The organism is Pseudomonas sp. ASL7 (genome assembly GCF_056680375.1).
This window is the reverse complement of the sequence record NZ_CM155279.1, coordinates 3,565,621-3,584,222: the sequence shown is the minus strand read 5'-3', so window position 1 is coordinate 3,584,222 and position 18,602 is coordinate 3,565,621. Positions and strand designations below refer to the sequence as shown.

The 18,602-nt window shown below is 59.0% G+C and carries 16 protein-coding genes; 9 read left to right on the top strand and 7 right to left on the bottom strand.

Annotated features, from left to right (window positions below; translation table 11 throughout):
* Nucleotides 1-84: 84 nt before the first annotated feature.
* Both AC1MDT_RS16535 and yejK read right to left on the bottom strand, forming a co-directional pair.
* Complete coding sequence (locus tag AC1MDT_RS16535) at nt 85-435, bottom strand: glutaredoxin family protein (RefSeq protein WP_480418135.1); 351 nt, start codon at nt 433-435, stop codon at nt 85-87.
* Nucleotides 435-1,439, bottom strand: a complete 1,005-nt coding sequence (yejK, locus tag AC1MDT_RS16530; RefSeq protein ID WP_480418134.1) for a nucleoid-associated protein YejK — start codon at nt 1,437-1,439, stop codon at nt 435-437. The genes AC1MDT_RS16535 and yejK overlap by 1 nt, the downstream gene beginning before the upstream one ends.
* 394 nt (nt 1,440-1,833) lie before the next feature.
* Between yejK and AC1MDT_RS16525 the strand changes: the two genes are divergently transcribed.
* The gene (locus AC1MDT_RS16525; RefSeq protein WP_007905514.1) at nt 1,834-2,115 is read left to right on the top strand and encodes an HU family DNA-binding protein; all 282 of its coding nucleotides are present in this window, start codon (nt 1,834-1,836) and stop codon (nt 2,113-2,115) included.
* 198 nt (nt 2,116-2,313) lie between these two features.
* Here AC1MDT_RS16525 and rlmF read toward each other — a convergent pair whose 3' ends face one another.
* From rlmF to AC1MDT_RS16500, 5 genes are all read right to left on the bottom strand, one after another.
* A complete protein-coding gene (rlmF, locus tag AC1MDT_RS16520; RefSeq protein WP_007905515.1) occupies nt 2,314-3,336 on the bottom strand; it encodes a 23S rRNA (adenine(1618)-N(6))-methyltransferase RlmF in 1,023 nt (340 codons plus the stop codon).
* A gap of 244 nt (nt 3,337-3,580) precedes the next feature.
* Nucleotides 3,581-6,427, bottom strand: coding sequence for a valine--tRNA ligase (locus AC1MDT_RS16515; protein ID WP_480418133.1), 2,847 nt, complete (start codon nt 6,425-6,427; stop codon nt 3,581-3,583).
* A gap of 218 nt (nt 6,428-6,645) precedes the next feature.
* Complete coding sequence (locus AC1MDT_RS16510) at nt 6,646-7,026, bottom strand: DNA polymerase III subunit chi (RefSeq protein WP_480418132.1); 381 nt, start codon at nt 7,024-7,026, stop codon at nt 6,646-6,648.
* Nucleotides 7,027-7,034: 8 nt separating this feature from the next.
* Nucleotides 7,035-7,463, bottom strand: coding sequence for a DNA polymerase III subunit chi (locus AC1MDT_RS16505; protein WP_414910118.1), 429 nt, complete (start codon nt 7,461-7,463; stop codon nt 7,035-7,037).
* A gap of 147 nt (nt 7,464-7,610) precedes the next feature.
* Nucleotides 7,611-9,101, bottom strand: a complete 1,491-nt coding sequence (locus AC1MDT_RS16500) for a leucyl aminopeptidase (protein ID WP_480418131.1) — start codon at nt 9,099-9,101, stop codon at nt 7,611-7,613.
* A gap of 978 nt (nt 9,102-10,079) precedes the next feature.
* Here AC1MDT_RS16500 and lptF point away from each other — a divergent pair.
* The 8 genes from lptF (at nt 10,080) to pdxJ (ending at nt 18,485) form a co-directional block, all read left to right on the top strand.
* Complete coding sequence (gene lptF / locus AC1MDT_RS16495; RefSeq protein WP_480418130.1) at nt 10,080-11,198, top strand: LPS export ABC transporter permease LptF; 1,119 nt, start codon at nt 10,080-10,082, stop codon at nt 11,196-11,198.
* Entirely contained in the window at nt 11,191-12,252 is a 1,062-nt protein-coding gene (lptG, locus tag AC1MDT_RS16490) for an LPS export ABC transporter permease LptG (protein ID WP_480418129.1), read from the top strand. Before lptF ends, lptG begins: the two co-directional genes overlap by 8 nt.
* 171 nt (nt 12,253-12,423) lie before the next feature.
* A complete protein-coding gene (gene lepA, locus AC1MDT_RS16485; protein ID WP_480418128.1) occupies nt 12,424-14,223 on the top strand; it encodes a translation elongation factor 4 in 1,800 nt (599 codons plus the stop codon).
* 5 nt (nt 14,224-14,228) lie between these two features.
* On the top strand, nt 14,229-15,083 hold the full coding sequence (lepB, locus tag AC1MDT_RS16480; protein ID WP_480418127.1) for a signal peptidase I: 855 nt from the start codon (nt 14,229-14,231) through the stop codon (nt 15,081-15,083).
* A 184-nt stretch (nt 15,084-15,267) separates the two neighbouring features.
* Nucleotides 15,268-15,957 carry a ribonuclease III gene (gene rnc / locus AC1MDT_RS16475; RefSeq protein WP_033053426.1) on the top strand — a complete coding sequence of 230 codons (690 nt, stop codon included), beginning with the start codon at nt 15,268-15,270 and terminating at the stop codon, nt 15,955-15,957.
* A complete protein-coding gene (gene era / locus AC1MDT_RS16470; protein ID WP_008151577.1) occupies nt 15,950-16,852 on the top strand; it encodes a GTPase Era in 903 nt (300 codons plus the stop codon). The genes rnc and era overlap by 8 nt, the downstream gene beginning before the upstream one ends.
* A gap of 133 nt (nt 16,853-16,985) precedes the next feature.
* Entirely contained in the window at nt 16,986-17,675 is a 690-nt protein-coding gene (recO, locus tag AC1MDT_RS16465; RefSeq protein ID WP_480418126.1) for a DNA repair protein RecO, read from the top strand.
* A 66-nt stretch (nt 17,676-17,741) separates the two neighbouring features.
* Nucleotides 17,742-18,485 (top strand): pyridoxine 5'-phosphate synthase, encoded by a 744-nt coding sequence (gene pdxJ / locus AC1MDT_RS16460; RefSeq protein WP_480418125.1) that lies wholly within the window; start codon nt 17,742-17,744, stop codon nt 18,483-18,485.
* Nucleotides 18,486-18,602: the final 117 nt, after the last annotated feature.

Genomic DNA, 18,602 nt, shown 5'->3' with positions numbered 1-18,602 from the left:
AGCCTGCTCGCGATGGCAGCGGCACATTCAACATCAATGTGACTGACACACCGCTATCGCGAGCAGGCTCGCTCCCACAGTGGATTATTTGAGAGCCGCAAGAATCCCGTCCGGGTCATACCCGCGAATCAACGTGCCATTCACGTCGATGATTGGAATCCCGCCACCACCCAATGCCTCATAGGCCTTGCGCGCTTCGGCATCTTTTTCAATGTCGAATTCCTTGTACGGAATACCTTTCTGATCGAGAAAGCGTCGGGTCAGTTTGCAGTAACCGCACCACTCGGTGGCATAGAGCACGACATTGGCCTTGGCCTGGGTCTGCTCGGAAACCACCTGCGCGGGATTGAACACCCGCTCGATCTTGCCCCAGTTCTGGTAAACCACGACCACCAGCAGGATCAGCAGGAATTTCTTCAGTACGCCGCCCAGCATCAGTTGCGTCGCTTGAGCTGGTCGGTCAGCTGGGTCGGCAGGCCTTTGATGATCAGCGTGCCGGCTTCTTCGTCGTATTCGATCTTCGAGCCCAGCAGGTGCGCCTCGAAGCTGATGGACAAGCCTTCGGCACGGCCGGTGAAGCGGCGGAACTGGTTCAGGGTGCGTTTATCCGCCGGGATCTCTGGCGACAGGCCGTAATCCTTGTTGCGGATATGGTCGTAGAACGCTTTCGGGCGTTCTTCGTCGATCAGCTCGGAGAGTTCTTCCAGGCCCATGGGCTCGCCCATTTTTGCCTGGCTGCTGGCGTAATCCACCAGGGTCTTGGTTTTCTCGCGGGCAGACTCTTCCGGCAGGTCTTCGCTTTCGACGAAGTCGCTGAAGGCCTTGAGCAAGGTGCGGGTTTCGCCGGGGCCGTCGACGCCTTCCTGGCACCCGATGAAGTCGCGGAAATACTCCGAAACCTTTTTCCCGTTCTTGCCTTTGATGAACGAAATGTACTGCTTGGACTGTTTGTTGTTCTGCCACTCGGAGACGTTGATCCGCGCGGCCAGGTGCAATTGGCCCAGGTCCAGGTGCCGGGACGGCGTCACGTCCAGCTGATCGGTCACGGCAACGCCTTCGCTGTGGTGCAGCAGGGCGATTGCCAGGTAATCGGTCATGCCGTGCTGGTAATGCGCGAACAGCACGTGGCCGCCCACCGAGAGGTTCGACTCTTCCATCAGCTTTTGCAGGTGTTCCACCGCCACTCGGCTAAAGGCCGTGAAATCCTTGCCACCGTCGAAATACTCCTTCAGCCAGCCACTGAACGGGTGCGCGCCGGACTCGGCATGGAAGAACCCCCAGGCCTTGCCTTGTTTGGCGTTATAGCTTTCGTTGAGGTCGGCAAGCATGTTCTCGATGGCGCTCGACTCGGCCAATTCGGAGTCGCGGGCATGAAGAACTGCAGGCGTGCCGTCGGGTTTTTTGTCGATCAGGTGGACGATGCAATGGCGGATCGGCATGGGCTTCTCGGCTGATTGAAGAGAGGAGGGCGTGCTCCCTCAAAAAGTGCCAAGTGTACCGCAATCATTGGTTTTGGCGCGGTGCGAAGGGCAATTCCCGGCCGACCACCGGTGCTTATGCAGTTTTTTCCCGGTTTAGAGCAATAAAGCTGACCAAATGGGTAGCTAGAGGCGGATATTTCCCCGTCTCTGTGCTAGTTTTGCCCCGTCTTGCGCGAAGTCACTGCGTTAAGCGTGCATTCAGCATTTGTCAGGTCGAACCAAACCCTGATTTCGGTATCTATAACCCCGATCCTGTTGTTATTGGCCGAGGGTGCCGGATCCAGACGATCGGGCTCGATGGCTGACACTGCACACTGCAAACCATATGAATTTGATAGGGAAGGAACACTACATGGCTCTTACTAAAGACCAACTGATCGCCGACATCGCTGAAGCTATCGACGCGCCAAAAACCACCGCGCGTAACGCTCTGGACCAACTGGGCCAAATCGTTGCCGATCAGCTGGAAAACGGCGGCGAAATCACTTTGCCAGGTATCGGCAAACTGAAAGTGACTGAGCGTCCTGCCCGTACCGGCCGCAACCCTTCGACTGGCGCTGCCATCGAAATCGCTGCCAAGAAAGTTATCAAGCTGGTTGTGGCCAAAGGCCTGACCGACGCTGTTAACAAGTAAGACGCAGTAAAAAAAGCCGTGCTCCGGAGTGATCCGGGCACGGCTTTTTTGTGTCTGCGATTTACTCGCAACACCCTATAACCAATGTGGGAGCGAGCCTGCTCGCGAAGGCGGTGTGTCAGTCACCTTATAAGTCGACTGACACACCGCCTTCGCGAGCAGGCTCGCTCCCACAGTTGATCTGAGTCGGTCAGTTACTCAGCTTTTACGAGCCCAGCGCTCACGCCAGACCTGTTGCTCGGACTTGGTCTGGAAGGTCCAGGCGACGAAGCGGCTTTGTTTCTGCCCTTGGGACATTTCCACTACCTGGCTTTCCAATACGCCGGCCTTTTTCAACGCCGTCTGGATCGCAGGCAGGTTGGAGGCTTTCGAGACCAGAGTGCTGAACCAGAGCACTTTGTGTTGAAAGTGCGCACTCTCGGCGATCAGCTGCGTCACAAAACGTGCTTCGCCACCTTCACACCACAGTTCGGCCGATTGTCCGCCAAAGTTCAGCACCGGGAGTTTACGTTTCGGGTCGGCGCGGCCCAGTGCGCGCCATTTGCGCTCGCTGCCCTTGGTCGCTTCGTCCATCGAGGCGTGGAACGGTGGGTTGCACATGGTCAGGTCAAAGCGTTCGCCGGGTTCGAGCAGGCCCAGCAGGATGTGCTTGGGATTGCTTTGCTGGCGTAACTGGATGGCTTTGTTCAATCCATTGGATTGAACAATGGCTTTGGCAGCGGCTACGGCAGTCGGGTCGATTTCCGAACCGAGGAAGTGCCAGCGGTAATCGCTGTAACCGATCAACGGATAGACACAGTTGGCGCCCATGCCGATGTCGAGCACCTTGACCGGTGCGCCGCGCGGGATTTCGCCGTCGTTGACGCTGGCCAGCAGGTCAGCCAGGAAATGCACGTAGTCGGCACGGCCCGGTACTGGCGGGCAGAGGTAATCCGCTGGGATGTCCCAATGGGCGATGCCATAGAACGACTTCAGCAGCGCCCGGTTGAACACGCGCACCGCGTCCGGGCTGGCGAAGTCGATGCTCTCCTTGCCATACGGGTTGATGATCACGAACTTCGCCAGTTCCGGCGTGGTTTTGATCAGCGCCGGGAAGTCGTAACGACCCTGATGGCGATTGCGCGGGTGCAGGCTGGCCTTTTCACGCGGTTCCACGGCTTTGGCCGGGGTGGCGGAGTCAGGCTTCTTGCGCGCAGGTCTTGGTGTGCGGGGGGCGTTCATGGGTGTGGTCGATTCGGGTATGGCTAAAAGTGGCGGGTATTGTCCCACATCCAGGCCTTATGAACCCAATTGCAAAAAACAACGCAAATCCCCTGTAGGAGCGAGCTTGCTCGCGATGGTGTGCCAGTCGACATCAATGTGGCTGACCCACCATCGCGAGCAAGCTCACTCCTACAGGGGGGGAATGCGGCAGGCATAAAAAAGGGAGACCGTTGTGGCCTCCCTCGTTCATTGCGATGTGCCGTTACAGACTGGCAATCCGCGCATGCTGCTCCGCCAACTTGCCCAAGGCCTGTTCGGCTTCAGCCAATTTGGCGCGCTCCTTGTCGATGACTTCGGCCGGGGCCTTGTCGACGAAGCCTGCGTTGGACAGCTTGCCGCCCACGCGCTGGACTTCGCCCTGCAGACGCAGGATTTCCTTGTCCAGGCGCGCCAGTTCGGCGCCCTTGTCGATCAGGCCGGCCATCGGCACCAGCACTTCCATCTCACCCACCAGCGCAGTGGCGGACAGCGGTGCTTCTTCGCCGGCAGCCAATACGGTGATCGATTCCAGGCGAGCCAGTTTCTTCAGCAGGGTTTCGTTCTCGGTGAGACGACGCTGATCTTCAGCGCTGACGTTTTTCAGGAACAGGTTCAGGGGCTTGCCCGGACCGATGTTCATTTCGCCACGAATGTTACGTGTGCCCAGCATCAGGCCCTTGAGCCATTCGATGTCGTCTTCGGCGCCTTGATCGATGCGTTCTTCGTTGGCCACTGGCCAAGGTTGCAGCATGATCGTCTTGCCTTCGATACCGGCCAGCGGCGCGATGCGCTGCCAGATCTCTTCGGTAATGAATGGCATGAACGGGTGCGCCAGGCGCAGCGCGACTTCCAGTACGCGAACCAGCGTGCGACGGGTCCCGCGCTGACGTTCGACCGGCGCGTTTTCGTCCCACAGCACAGGCTTGGAGAGTTCCAGGTACCAGTCGCAATACTGGTTCCAGATGAACTCGTACAAGGCTTGCGCGGCCAGGTCGAAGCGGAACTGGTCAAGTTGACGGGTCACTTCGGCTTCAGTGCGCTGTAGCTGCGAGATAATCCAGCGATCCGCCAGTGACAGCTCGAAAGCTTCGCCGTTCTGGCCGCAGTCTTCGCCCTTGTCCAGAACATAACGCGCGGCGTTCCAGATCTTGTTGCAGAAGTTGCGATAGCCTTCGACGCGGCCCATGTCGAACTTGATGTCGCGACCGGTGGACGCCAGTGAGCAGAAGGTGAAGCGCAGGGCGTCAGTGCCGTAGCTGGCAATGCCGTCGGCAAATTCGTCGCGGGTCTGTTTCTCGATCTTCTTCGCCAGTTTCGGCTGCATCATTCCGGAAGTGCGTTTCTGCACCAGATCTTCCAGTTCGATGCCGTCGATGATGTCCAGCGGATCAAGGACGTTGCCCTTGGACTTGGACATCTTCTGACCTTGACCGTCGCGCACCAGACCGTGAACGTAAACGGTCTTGAATGGCACCTGCGGCGTGCCGTCTTCGTTCTTCACCAAATGCATGGTGAGCATGATCATCCGGGCAACCCAGAAGAAAATGATGTCGAAACCGGTTACCAGCACGTCGGTGGAGTGGAATTTCTTCAGGAATTCGGTCTGTTCAGGCCAGCCGAGGGTGGAGAACGTCCACAGGCCCGAGCTGAACCAGGTGTCGAGAACGTCATTGTCCTGTTGCAGCGCAACGTCCGGGCCGAGGTTGTGCTTGGCACGTACTTCAGCTTCGTCGCGACCGACATAGACCTTGCCCGACTCGTCGTACCAGGCCGGAATCCGGTGGCCCCACCACAGCTGACGGCTGATGCACCAATCCTGGATGTCGCGCATCCATGAGAAGTACATGTTTTCGTACTGTTTCGGCACGAACTGGATACGGCCATCTTCAACGGCAGCAATCGCAGGCTCGGCCAGTGGCTTGGTCGACACGTACCACTGGTCGGTCAGCCACGGCTCGATGATGGTCCCGGAACGGTCGCCTTTCGGCACTTTCAGTGCGTGATCGTTGACGCTGACCAGCAGGCCAGCGGCATCGAATGCCGCAACGATTTGCTTGCGCGCTTCGAAGCGGTCGAGACCGACGTAATCGGCCGGGATCTTGCCGTCGATGCTTTCATTCAACGTGCCATCGAGGTTAAACACCTGACAGGCCGGCAGGACGGCGGCGTTCTTGTCGAAGATGTTCAGCAGTGGCAAGTTGTGGCGCTTGCCGACTTCGTAGTCGTTGAAATCGTGGGCCGGGGTGATTTTTACGCAGCCGGTGCCGAATTCAGGGTCGCAGTAATCGTCGGCGATGATCGGAATGCGGCGGCCAACCAGCGGCAGCTCGACAAATTTGCCGATCAGGGCTTTGTAGCGTTCATCGTTCGGGTTCACGGCAACGGCGGCGTCGCCGAGCATGGTTTCCGGGCGAGTGGTCGCGACGATCAGGAAATCATCGCCTTCAGCGGTCTTGGCGCCGTCGGCCAGTGGGTACTTCAGGTTCCACAGGAAACCTTTCTCGTCGTGGTTTTCCACTTCGAGGTCGGAAATCGCCGTGTGCAGCTTGGTGTCCCAGTTGACCAGGCGCTTGCCGCGGTAGATCAGCCCGTCTTCATGCAAGCGAACGAACGCTTCTTTAACCGCTTCCGAGAGGCCGTCATCCATGGTGAAGCGCTCACGGCCCCAGTCCACGGATGAGCCGAGGCGGCGGATCTGACGGCTGATGTTGCCGCCGGACTGATCCTTCCACTCCCAGACTTTCTCGAGGAATTTCTCACGACCGAGGTCGTGGCGATTCTGGCCTTGGGCTTCGAGTTGACGTTCCACCAGCATTTGCGTGGCGATACCGGCGTGGTCGGTGCCCGGCTGCCACAGGGTGTTGCGACCCTGCATGCGGCGGAAACGGATCAGGGCGTCCATGATCGCGTTGTTGAAGCCGTGCCCCATGTGTAGGCTGCCGGTGACGTTCGGCGGCGGGATCATGATGGTGTAGGACTCGCCCGCGCCTTGCGGGGCGAAGTAATTCTCTGACTCCCAGGTGTTGTACCAGGAAGTTTCAATGGCGTGCGGCTGGTAGGTCTTATCCATGCGCGGCGGGACCCTATTGGCATTAATTCAGGAAAAGCCGACGAGTATAGCGGGGCATGGGGCGAAGGGCGAGTGAGTGCAGACAGGGCGCAGTGTCAGGATTGCTGCAAATCCCAATGTGGGAGCGAGCCTGCTCGCGAAAGCGATTTATTCAGTCACATCAATATTGACTGTTAGCCAGCTTTCGCGAGCAGGCTCGCTCCCACAAGGGATTGGGGTTACTCGTATTGGCTGAGGAGCCGTTCCATCCGGGCAGCGAGGCGGCGCTTGATTTCGGTTTCGATGTGCGGAGCGAAGTCGTCGATCACGTCTTGCATGATCAACATGGCGGCGGCACGCAGTTCGCCATCCAGATGCAGCAAGGCATCAGGGCCTTTTTCGGCGGTGGGTGCGGCCGGGGCAGGGCTCGGTTCGGTGACGGGCGGCGGGTTGTCGACGGCCTCGAACAGCATCGGAATTTGTTCCTGGTCATCGTCATCGTCGTTGACCGTATCGGTCAGCAGCGGCGGTTGCAGGTTGTCATCGCCGAGCAGTTGGCGGATCGACTCGAGGTCGTCCAGCAAGTGCGCGGACTTTTGCAGCGGTTTTGGAGTGTCCATCGGAATGCTCAGAGTCGCTGTAAACGGTGATCTTGCAGAGGATAGCCCTGTTCGCGGTAGAAACGGAAACTCTCCCGCGCAGCCGTGCGAATCGTCGTTTCTTCCACCACCACTTCCGCCACGCGGGCGAAGCGGGGGGCAAAGGCCGGGACTTTCAGGTCAAGATTGACCAGCAAGTCCTGATGCTGACCGCAGTCATCGCCAATCCCCAGGACAATCAAACCTTCCGGCTCGCTTTCGGCGGGGCCGTGGGGCACGAAGCTTTCGCCCTTGAACGCCCACAAACGCGCATCGAGATCATCACGCTGGGCAGCATCGCTGCAATGCAGGTAGATGCGGTGGCCCATGCGCCAGGCTTTTTCGGTGAGCTTGCAGGCGAAATCCAGTCGCGCCGAAGGATCGGCGCTGGGCAGGATATAGAAGTCGACTTTGGTCATTGCGGTTCCTGGTCCCGGGGTGGCTATAGAACTGCCCTGGGAATTTGTAGGAGCGAGCTTGCTCGCGAGATACTCAAAGACGCCGCGTTTTGCTGGTTCCCCGCGTCATCGTTGACCACCTTCGCGAGCAGGCTCGCTCCCACAGGGTTAAGCCTTGGCGCGGTCCAGCAGGTATTGGGTCAGCAACGGGACCGGGCGGCCGGTGGCGCCCTTGTCCTTGCCGCCGCTGGTCCAGGCGGTACCGGCGATGTCCAGGTGCGCCCAATTCAGGTTCTTGGTGAAGCGCGACAGGAAGCAGGCGGCGGTGATGGTGCCGGCTTTGGGGCCGCCAATGTTGGCGATGTCGGCGAACGGGCTGTCCAGTTGCTCTTGATACTCATCGAACAGCGGCAATTGCCAGGCACGGTCGTCGGCGGCCTGGCCGGCGCTCAGCAGTTGGCCGATCAGTTCGTCGTTGTTGCCTAACAGGCCCGACGTGTGGGAACCCAGCGCGACGATGCAAGCACCGGTGAGGGTCGCGATGTCGATGACGGCTTGCGGCTTGAAACGCTCGGAGTAGGTGAGGGCGTCGCACAGCACCAGACGGCCTTCGGCGTCGGTGTTGAGGATTTCCACGGTCTGGCCGCTCATGGTGGTAACGATGTCACCCGGGCGTGAAGCGTTGCCGCTCGGCATGTTCTCGGCGCAGGCCAGGATGCACACCAGGTTGATCGGCAGCTTCAATTCGAGCACGGCGCGCAGTGTGCCGAACACGCTGGCAGCACCGCCCATGTCGTACTTCATTTCGTCCATGCCGGCGCCAGGCTTCAGGCTGATGCCGCCGGTGTCGAAGGTGATGCCTTTACCGACCAGTGCGTACGGTTTCTCGGATTTCTTGCCGCCGTTGTATTGCATGACGATCAGGCGCGGTGGCTGGGCGCTGCCCTGGCCAACGGCGTAGAACGAGCCCATGCCCAGGTCCTTGATCTTCTTCTCGTCAAGAACTTCGACTTTCAGGCTTTTGAATTCTTTACCCAGGTTCTTGGCTTGTTCGCCGAGGAACGTCGGGTGGCAGATGTTCGGTGGCAGGTTGCCCAGGTTGCGGGTAAACGCCATGCCGTTGGCGATCGCAGTGGCGTGGGCCACGGCGCGCTCGACTTCAGCCTGTGCAGCCTTGATGGTCACCAGGGTGACTTTCTTCAGTGCGCGAGGCTCGGCCTTCTGGCTTTTGAACTCATCGAACTGGTATTTGCCGTCCACCAGGGTTTCAGCCAGCAGGCGGGTTTTGCCGTAGCTGTCGCGGCCTTTGACGACCACTTCGTCCAGGGCCAGTACGGCATCGCTGCCGCCCAGGCCTTTCAGGGTGTTGAGGATGCCGGCGATGATTTTACGGAACGGGCGATCGCCCAGCTCTTCATCCTTGCCCACGCCGACCAGTAAAACGCGTTCGGCCTTGAGGTTCGGCAGGCTGTGCAGCAGCAGGCTCTGACCGACTTTTCCGGCCAGGTCGCCGCGCTTGAGCACAGCGCTGATAGCGCCACCGCTCAGTTCGTCGAGTTGTTTGGCCACGGCGCCGAGTTTGCGGCCTTCGCCGACGGCGACCACCAGAGTGGCGGTTTTCAACGTTTCTGGGCTAACGCTCTTTACAACCAGTTCCATGTCCGGGTCCCTGAATTAATGGTCAACGCGCAAGCGCTCGACGCTGGGCGTGTGTCGCTTGCTTATATATAGAAAGACGCAAGTCACGGCCTGCGACAAAGGCCGCAGTTTGAACCTCGTGCCCCGACGCTGACAACCCTCGGTTATACGATTGTAGGAGCGAGCTTGCTCGCGAAAAACCTGAGACCGCCGCGGGGTGTCAGGCTTGCCGCTTTATCGTTGACGACCATCGCGAGCAAGCTCGCTCCTACAGCCCTCGGTTATACGATTGTAGGAGCGAGCTTGCTCGCGAAAAACCTGAGACCGCCGCGGGGTGTCAGGCTTGCCGCTTTATCGTTGACCTCGCGAGCAAGCTCGCTCCTACAGCCCTCGGTTATGCGATTGTAGGAGCGAGCTTGCTCGCGAAAAACCTGAGACCGCCGCGGGGTGTCAGGCTTGCCGCTTTATCGTTGACGACCATCGCGGGCAAGCTCGCTCCTACAGCCCTCGGTTATACGATTGTAGGAGCGAGCTTGCTCGCGAAAAACCTGAGACCGCCGCGGGGTGTCAGGCTTGCCGCTTTATCGTTGACCTCGCGAGCAAGCTCGCTCCTACAGCCCTCGGTTATGCGATTGTAGGAGCGAGCTTGCTCGCGAAAAACCTGAGACCGCCGCGGGGTGTCAGGCTTGCCGCTTTATCGTTGACGACCATCGCGAGCAAGCTCGCTCCTACAGCCCTCGGTTATGCGATTGTAGGAGCGAGCTTGCTCGCGAAAAACCAGAGGCCGGCACGGGGTGTCAGGCTTCCCTCTTTATCGTTGACGACCTTCGCGAGCGAGCTCGCTCCTACACACGCGCACCCGCGCCAATGCATTGCGCAGTGACAGGCACACCCAATCACAGGATAATGCGCCATCTTTTTCGGCGGCTCTGCCCTGTGGGCTGCCCGATACGTTTGCTTGTTTGGCCGCCTTAGCCTGACAACCCTGGAGTGTCTGGTTTGATTGTCTTCCGTTATCTATCCCGCGAAGTCCTGTTGACCTTGAGCGCCGTCAGCGCCGTGCTGCTGGTCATCATCATGAGCGGACGCTTCATCAAGTACCTCGCCCAGGCGGCTGCCGGCCTTCTGGATCCAGGCTCCCTGTTTCTGATCATGGGCTTTCGCCTGCCGGGTTTCCTGCAACTGATCCTGCCGCTGGGGCTGTTTCTCGGCATCCTGCTGGCTTACGGTCGTCTGTACCTGGAAAGCGAGATGACCGTGCTGTCGGCCACCGGCATGAGCCAGCAGCGCCTGTTTGTCATCACCCTGTTTCCGGCCACACTGGTTGCACTGATCGTGGCGTGGCTGAGCCTGAGTCTGGCGCCACAAGGGGCTAATCAGTTCCAGCTGTTGCTGAACAAGCAGGATGCGTTGACCGAGTTCGATACGCTGGAACCGGGTCGCTTCCAGGCCTTGCGTGACGGCACCCGTGTGACTTACACCGAAACGCTGTCGGATAACCGCGTCAACCTTGGCGGTGTATTTATTTCGCAGAAAAACGTCTCGTCCGAGAATAAGGATCGCGGAATTTCGGTGTTGGTGGCCGAAAAAGGCCGTCAGGAAATTCGCCCTGACGGTAATCGCTACCTGATTCTCGACAATGGCTATCGCTACGACGGCAATCCGGGGCAGGCCGACTACCGTGCGATCAAGTACGAGGAATACGGCGTCTTGTTGGCAAAACCGGATGTCAGCGACGAAGTCACCGACCGCGATGCAATGAGCACCAGTGCATTGCTGGGCAGCGATGACTTGCGTTTGCGCGCAGAGCTGGAATGGCGTCTGTCCTTGCCGCTGCTGGTCTTCATCGTGACCTTGATGGCAGTGCCGCTGTCGCGGGTCAATCCGCGCCAGGGTCGTTTCCTGAAGCTTTTACCGGCGATTCTTCTTTATATGGCTTACCTGTCTATGTTGATTGCCGCTCGTGGCGCCCTTGATAAGGGCAAGATTCCGCCCGTGCTGGGCTTGTGGTGGGTGCATGGGGTGTTCCTGGTCATCGGTCTGGGCCTGCTCTATTGGGAACCCCTGCAGTTGAAGCGGGCAAGTCGCCGCAGCGCGCTGGAGGTGGCTCGTGGTTAAGCTCGACCGCTACATCGGTAGCAGCGTGTTCGTTGCGATCCTGGCGGTACTGGGGATCATTCTCGGTCTGGCAACGCTGTTTGCCTTTATCGACGAAATGAGTGATGTCAGCGATACCTACACCATGGCAGACGTCCTGAGTTTCGTGCTCCTGACTGCGCCGCGTCGTCTTTACGACATGTTGCCGATGGCTGCGCTGATCGGTTGCCTGATCGGCCTCGGCAGCCTGGCCAGTCACAGCGAGCTGACCATCATGCGCGCTGCGGGCGTGTCGGTCGGTCGAATTGTCTGGGCGGTCATGAAGCCAATGCTGATCCTGATGGCCGTGGGTGTGTTGATTGGCGAGTACGTGGCGCCAGCAGCCGAAAGCACCGCTCAGGCCAACCGATCCCTGGCTCAGGGCAGTGGTGAAGCGCAAAGTTCCAAGCATGGTGTATGGCATCGGCAGGGAGGCGAGTTCATTCACATTAACGCCGTGCAGCCCAATGGCTTGCTGTATGGCGTAACCCGTTACAGTTTCGACGATCAGCGCCATATGCTGACGTCGAGCTTCGCCAAGCGGGCGGAGTTCGACAAGGATCACTGGCAGTTGAGCGACGTCACCACCACGCTGTTCCATGAAAGGAGCACCGAAGTGGTTATTGCACCGGTCGAGCGCTGGAACGTAGCGCTGAGCCCGGAACTCCTGGACACGGTGGTGATGACCCCCGACGCGTTGTCGATCACCGGTCTGTGGGGTTACATCCACTACCTGGCTGATCAGGGGCTGAACAATGGTCGCTACTGGCTGGCATTTTGGGTCAAGGTGTTGCAGCCATTGGTCACGGCCGCCCTGGTGCTGATGGCTATTTCCTTTATCTTCGGTCCGCTGCGCTCGGTGACCCTGGGGCAGCGGGTGTTCACCGGCGTGCTGGTGGGTTTCACCTTCCGCATCGTTCAGGATCTGCTGGGGCCTTCAAGTCTGGTGTTCGGTTTCTCGCCGCTGTTTGCGGTGCTGGTTCCGGCGGGTGTTTGCGCCGTGGTCGGGGTCTGGTTGTTACGCCGAGCCGGTTGATCACGGGTATTTCCCGACCTGACCGGTCATGAAAAACGCCCCTGTCGAGAGACCGGGGCGTTTTTGTACGTGCCGTCTGACCTGCGAACGTGACGCTTGTGCCGTGGATCAGGTACAATTCCCGGCTATTTTTCGGCGGGCTATGCCTGCAGCCTTTTTGAGTGTTGATCCGTGAGTGATTTGAGTCATATCCGCAATTTCTCCATCATCGCCCACATTGACCATGGCAAGTCGACGCTGGCCGATCGCTTCATCCAGATGTGCGGCGGCCTTGCCGAGCGCGAAATGGAAGCCCAGGTTCTGGACTCCATGGACCTGGAACGTGAACGCGGGATCACCATCAAGGCCCACAGCGTCACCCTGTATTACACCGCTCGCGATGGCATCAAGTACCAACTGAACTTCATTGACACCCCGGGCCACGTCGACTTCACCTATGAGGTCAGCCGCTCGCTGGCGGCCTGTGAAGGCGCGTTGCTGGTGGTCGATGCCGGTCAGGGCGTTGAAGCGCAGTCGGTTGCCAACTGCTACACCGCCATCGAGCAGGGCCTGGAAGTCATGCCGGTCCTGAACAAGATCGACTTGCCACAGGCCGATCCAGAGCGCGTTAAAGAAGAAATCGAAAAAATCATCGGCATCGATGCCACCGATGCGGTCGAGTGCAGTGCCAAGACCGGTCTGGGCGTCGACGAAGTGCTCGAGCGTCTTGTCACCACCATTCCTGCACCGACCGGCAACATCGAAGATCCGCTGCAAGCGTTGATCATCGACTCCTGGTTCGACAACTACCTGGGCGTTGTCTCCCTGGTACGCGTGCGCCACGGTCGTGTGAAGAAGGGCGACAAGATCCTGGTCAAATCCACCGGCAAGATCCACCTGGTGGACAGCGTCGGTGTCTTCAACCCGAAACACACCCCGACTGTTGACCTGAAGGCCGGTGAAGTAGGCTTCATCATTGCCAGCATCAAGGACATTCACGGTGCGCCAGTAGGCGACACCCTGACCTTGAGCTCGACGCCAGACGTCGATGTGCTGCCGGGCTTCAAACGCATTCAGCCGCAGGTATACGCCGGACTGTTCCCGGTCAGCTCCGACGACTTCGAAGATTTCCGTGAAGCCCTGCAAAAGCTCACGCTCAACGACTCGTCCCTGCAGTACACCCCGGAAAGTTCTGACGCCCTGGGTTTCGGCTTCCGTTGCGGGTTCCTCGGCATGCTGCACATGGAAATCATCCAGGAGCGCCTGGAGCGCGAGTACGACCTAGACCTGATTACCACGGCGCCAACCGTTATTTTCGAGCTGTTGCTGAAAACCGGTGAAACGATTTACGTCGACAACCCGTCGAAGCTTCCGGACCTGTCTTCGATCGAAGACATGCGCGAACCGATCGTGCGGGCCAATATTCTTGTGCCGCAAGAGCACCTGGGTAACGTCATTACGCTGTGTATCGAAAAGCGTGGCGTGCAGCACGACATGCTGTTCCTCGGTACTCAGGTCCAGGTGACCTATGATTTGCCGATGAACGAAGTGGTTTTGGACTTCTTCGATCGCCTGAAATCCACCAGCCGTGGCTATGCTTCGCTGGATTACCATTTCGACCGTTATCAATCGGCTAGTCTGGTGAAACTGGATGTGCTGATCAACGGTGACAAAGTCGACGCCTTGGCGTTGATCGTGCATCGTGACAATGCGCACTATAAAGGTCGCCAGTTGACCGAGAAGATGAAAGAACTGATTCCACGGCAGATGTTCGACGTTGCGATCCAGGCCGCCATTGGCGGGCAGATCATTGCGCGGACTTCCGTCAAGGCACTCAGAAAGAACGTATTGGCCAAATGCTACGGCGGTGACGTTAGCCGTAAGCGCAAGCTGTTGGAAAAGCAAAAGGCCGGTAAAAAACGCATGAAGCAAGTCGGTAACGTGGAAATTCCACAAGAAGCCTTCCTTGCAGTGCTCAGGTTGGATAGTTAGGTCCTATGTCACTAAATTTCCCGCTGTTGCTGGTCATCGCCGTGTTCGTCTGCGGCCTGTTGGCGTTGCTCGATCTGCTTTTCCTGGCGCCGCGTCGGCGTGCTGCCATTGCCTCCTATCAAGGCAGCGTCAGCCAGCCTGATGGGGTGGTGGTCGAGAAACTGAACAAAGAGCCGCTGCTGGTCGAATACGGCAAGTCGTTCTTTCCGGTGCTGTTCATCGTGTTGGTACTGCGTTCGTTCCTGGTGGAACCGTTCCAGATTCCATCCGGCTCGATGAAACCGACCCTGGAAGTTGGCGACTTCATTTTGGTGAGCAAGTTTTCCTACGGGATTCGCTTACCGGTGATCGACAAGAAAGTCATCGAAGTCGGTGAGCCACAGCGCGGCGATGTGATGGTGTTCCGCTACCCGAGCGATCCGAGCGTCAACTACATCAAGCGTGTGGTGGGCCTGCCGGGTGACCAGATTCGTTACACCGCCGACAAGCGTCTGTTCGTCAACGGTGAATCGATTGCCGAACAAATGATCGGCGCCGAGCCGGGCACGTTGGGCAGCGCTGAGCTCTACAAGGAAAAACTCGGTGCCGCCGAGCATCTGATCCGCAAGGAAATGAGCCGCTATCGCGCGACACCGGATCATTCGTGGACCGTGCCCGCCGGGCACTACTTCATGATGGGCGACAACCGCGACAACTCGAACGACAGTCGCTATTGGGATGATCCAAGTATTCCCAAGGATCTGCTGGGCATGGTTCCCGACAAGAATATCGTCGGCAAGGCCTTCGCAGTCTGGATGAGCTGGCCGGAACCTAAACTCAGTCACCTGCCGAATTTCTCGCGGGTTGGCCTGATCAAGTAATCACCCACGGCGCTGTTGAACACAGCGCCGAATGCTTTTCTGGAGTCGACACAATCGGCACCCAAAGCATGAAGCCAATGATATTCAGGACGTTATTTTTGAACACAGCGTTAATTGTCCCAAGCCTGCGCCGCATCACGGCGATGGCGGTGGAATCCAGCCACGAACTCAGCGTGGGTAAACCGTGAGCGTCTCCTTAAGCCGTCTAGAGCGTCAGCTCGGCTACACCTTCAAGGATCAGGAGCTGATGGTCCTGGCCCTGACGCACCGCAGTTTTGCCGGGCGCAACAACGAACGCCTGGAGTTCCTCGGCGACGCCATCCTCAACTTCGTCGCTGGCGAGGCGCTGTTCGACCGCTTCCCGCTGGCCCGCGAGGGGCAGCTGTCGCGATTGCGCGCACGCCTGGTAAAAGGCGAGACCCTGGCCGTACTGGCCCGGGGTTTCGATCTGGGCGAATACCTGCGCCTGGGGTCCGGCGAATTGAAAAGCGGCGGTTTCCGTCGCGAGTCAATTCTGGCCGATGCCCTGGAAGCACTGATTGGTGCGATCTACCTGGACGCCGGCATGGACATGGCGCGCGAACGCGTGCTGGCCTGGCTGGCCGGTGAGTTCGAAGGGCTGACGCTGGTCGACACCAACAAAGATCCAAAAACCCGCCTGCAGGAATTCCTGCAGTCCCGGGGTTGTGAGCTGCCGCGTTACGAAGTGGTGGATATCCAGGGTGAACCGCATTGCCGGACGTTCTTCGTCGAATGTGAAATCACCTTACTGAATGAAAAAAGCCGAGGTCAGGGTGTGAGTCGTCGTATTGCCGAACAGGTAGCGGCCGCCGCAGCACTCATTGCCCTGGGCGTGGAGAATGGCCATGACTGATTCAACTGCAACTCGCTGTGGCTATGTCGCCATCGTCGGCCGTCCAAACGTGGGCAAGTCCACGCTGCTGAACCACATCCTCGGTCAGAAGCTCGCGATCACCTCGCGCAAGCCTCAGACCACTCGCCACAACATGCTGGGTATCAAGACCGAAGGCGCCGTGCAGGCGATCTACGTCGACACCCCGGGCATGCACAAGGGCGGCGAAAAGGCGTTGAACCGCTACATGAACAAGACCGCTTCGGCAGCGTTGAAAGACGTCGACGTGGTGATCTTCGTGGTTGACCGCACCAAGTGGACCGACGAAGACCAGATGGTCCTCGAGCGCGTTCAATACGTGACCGGCCCGTTGATCGTGGCGTTGAACAAGACTGACCGCATCGAAGACAAAGCCGAATTGATGCCGCACCTGACCTGGTTGCAGGAACAGCTGCCGAATGCGCAGATCATGCCGATCTCGGCCCAGCACGGGCACAACCTCGAAACGCTGGAGCGCGTGATTGCCGGTTACCTGCCGGAAAACGATCACTTCTTCCCCGAAGACCAGATCACCGACCGCAGCAGCCGCTTCCTCGCCGCCGAGCTGGTGCGTGAGAAAATCATGCGTCAGATGGGCGCCGAGCTGCCGTACCAGATCACCGTGGAAATCGAAGAGTTCAAGCAGCAGGGCAAAACCCTGCATATCCATGCCTTGATCCTCGTCGAGCGTGACGGCCAGAAGAAAATCATCATTGGTGACAAGGGCGAGCGGATCAAGCGCATCGGCACCGAGGCACGCAAGGACATGGAGCTGCTGTTCGACTCCAAGATCATGCTTAACCTCTGGGTCAAGGTTAAGGGCGGCTGGTCTGACGACGAACGCGCCCTGCGTTCGCTGGGTTACGGCGACCTGTAATACACCGCAGGACCCCCTGTAGGAGCGAGCTTGCTCGCGATGGACTTGAGAGCGCCGCATTCATTCAGAAAGCCCGCGTTATCGTTATCCACCATCGCGAGCAAGCTCGCTCCTACACCTTGGCGAGAAGCCCATGTCCCCAACCCCACCCCTCGGCCAACCCGCCTACGTCCTCCACTCCCGCGCCTACCGCGAAAACAGCGCGTTGGTGGATTTCCTCACGCCGCAAGGTCGGCTGCGGGCGGTGTTGCGCAGTGCGCGGGGCAAGGCCGGGACGTTGGCGCGGCCATTCGTGCCGCTGGAAGTCGAGTTCCGCGGGCGGGGAGAGCTGAAGAATGTCGGACGCATGGAAAGCGCCGGCGTTTCGACCTGGCTCATCGGTGAGGCACTGTTCAGCGGCCTCTACCTCAATGAACTGTTGATTCGTCTGTTGCCCTCCGAAGACCCCCATCCTGGTGTATTCGATCACTACGCCGCGACCTTGCTCGCCCTGGCCGAGGGTCGTGCGCTTGAGCCGTTGCTGCGTTCGTTCGAATGGCGCCTGCTGAATGATCTCGGGTACGGCTTCGCGCTGACCGCCGACATCCACGGCGAGCCGATCGCACCGGACGGTCTTTATCGTTTGCAAGTGGATGCGGGTCTGGAACGGGTCTATCTGCTGCAACCCGGTCTGTTCAACGGTACCGAACTGCTGGCCATGGCCGAGGCCGACTGGTCCGCCCCAGGCGCGCTGTCCGCCGCCAAGCGCTTGATGCGTCAGGCACTGGCCGTTCATTTGGGCGGTCGTCCGCTGGTTTCCCGAGAGTTGTTTCGAAAGCCATAGGATCAACAGACCCCATCTCCTTGTGTATGCTGTGCACCGAACTTTTCCCTCTTCAGGAGCGCTTCCGTGAGCACCAGCAATCGCATTCTTCTTGGCGTGAACATCGATCATGTTGCTACCCTGCGTCAGGCCCGGGGCACTCGCTATCCGGATCCGGTCAAGGCAGCACTGGACGCGGAAGAGGCGGGCGCTGACGGCATCACCGTGCATCTGCGCGAAGACCGTCGGCATATCCAGGAGCGCGACGTGTTGCTGCTCAAGGACGTGCTGCAAACCCGCATGAACTTCGAAATGGGCGTCACCGAAGAAATGATGGCGTTCGCCGAGCGTATCCGCCCGGCACACATTTGCCTGGTACCGGAAACCCGTCAAGAACTGACCACCGAAGGCGGCCTGGATGTCGCGGGGCAGGAAGCTCGGATCAAAGCGGCGGTGGATCGCCTGGCGAAAATCGGCTGTGAAGTGTCGCTGTTCATCGATGCCGACGAACGGCAGATTGCAGCCTCCAAACGCGTTGGTGCCCCCGCCATCGAGCTGCACACCGGTCGTTACGCCGATGCCCAGACGCCGACGGAAGTGGCTGAAGAGCTGAAGCGTGTGGCCGATGGCGTGGCGTTTGGTTTGGCACAAGGCTTGATCGTCAACGCCGGTCACGGTTTGCATTACCACAACGTCGAAGCGGTCGCGGCGATCAAAGGTATCAATGAACTGAACATCGGCCATGCGCTGGTGGCCCATGCGTTGTTCGTGGGCTTCAAGTCGGCAGTATCGGAGATGAAAGCGCTGATCCTGGCTGCCGCCAAAGCTTAAAACCAAACACAAAGCACTGTGGGAGCGAGCTTGCTCGCGATGAGGTCCTTCCAGTCGGCATAAATGGTGACTGTCAGACCGCTATCGCGAGCAAGCTCGCTCCCACATTTTTGATTG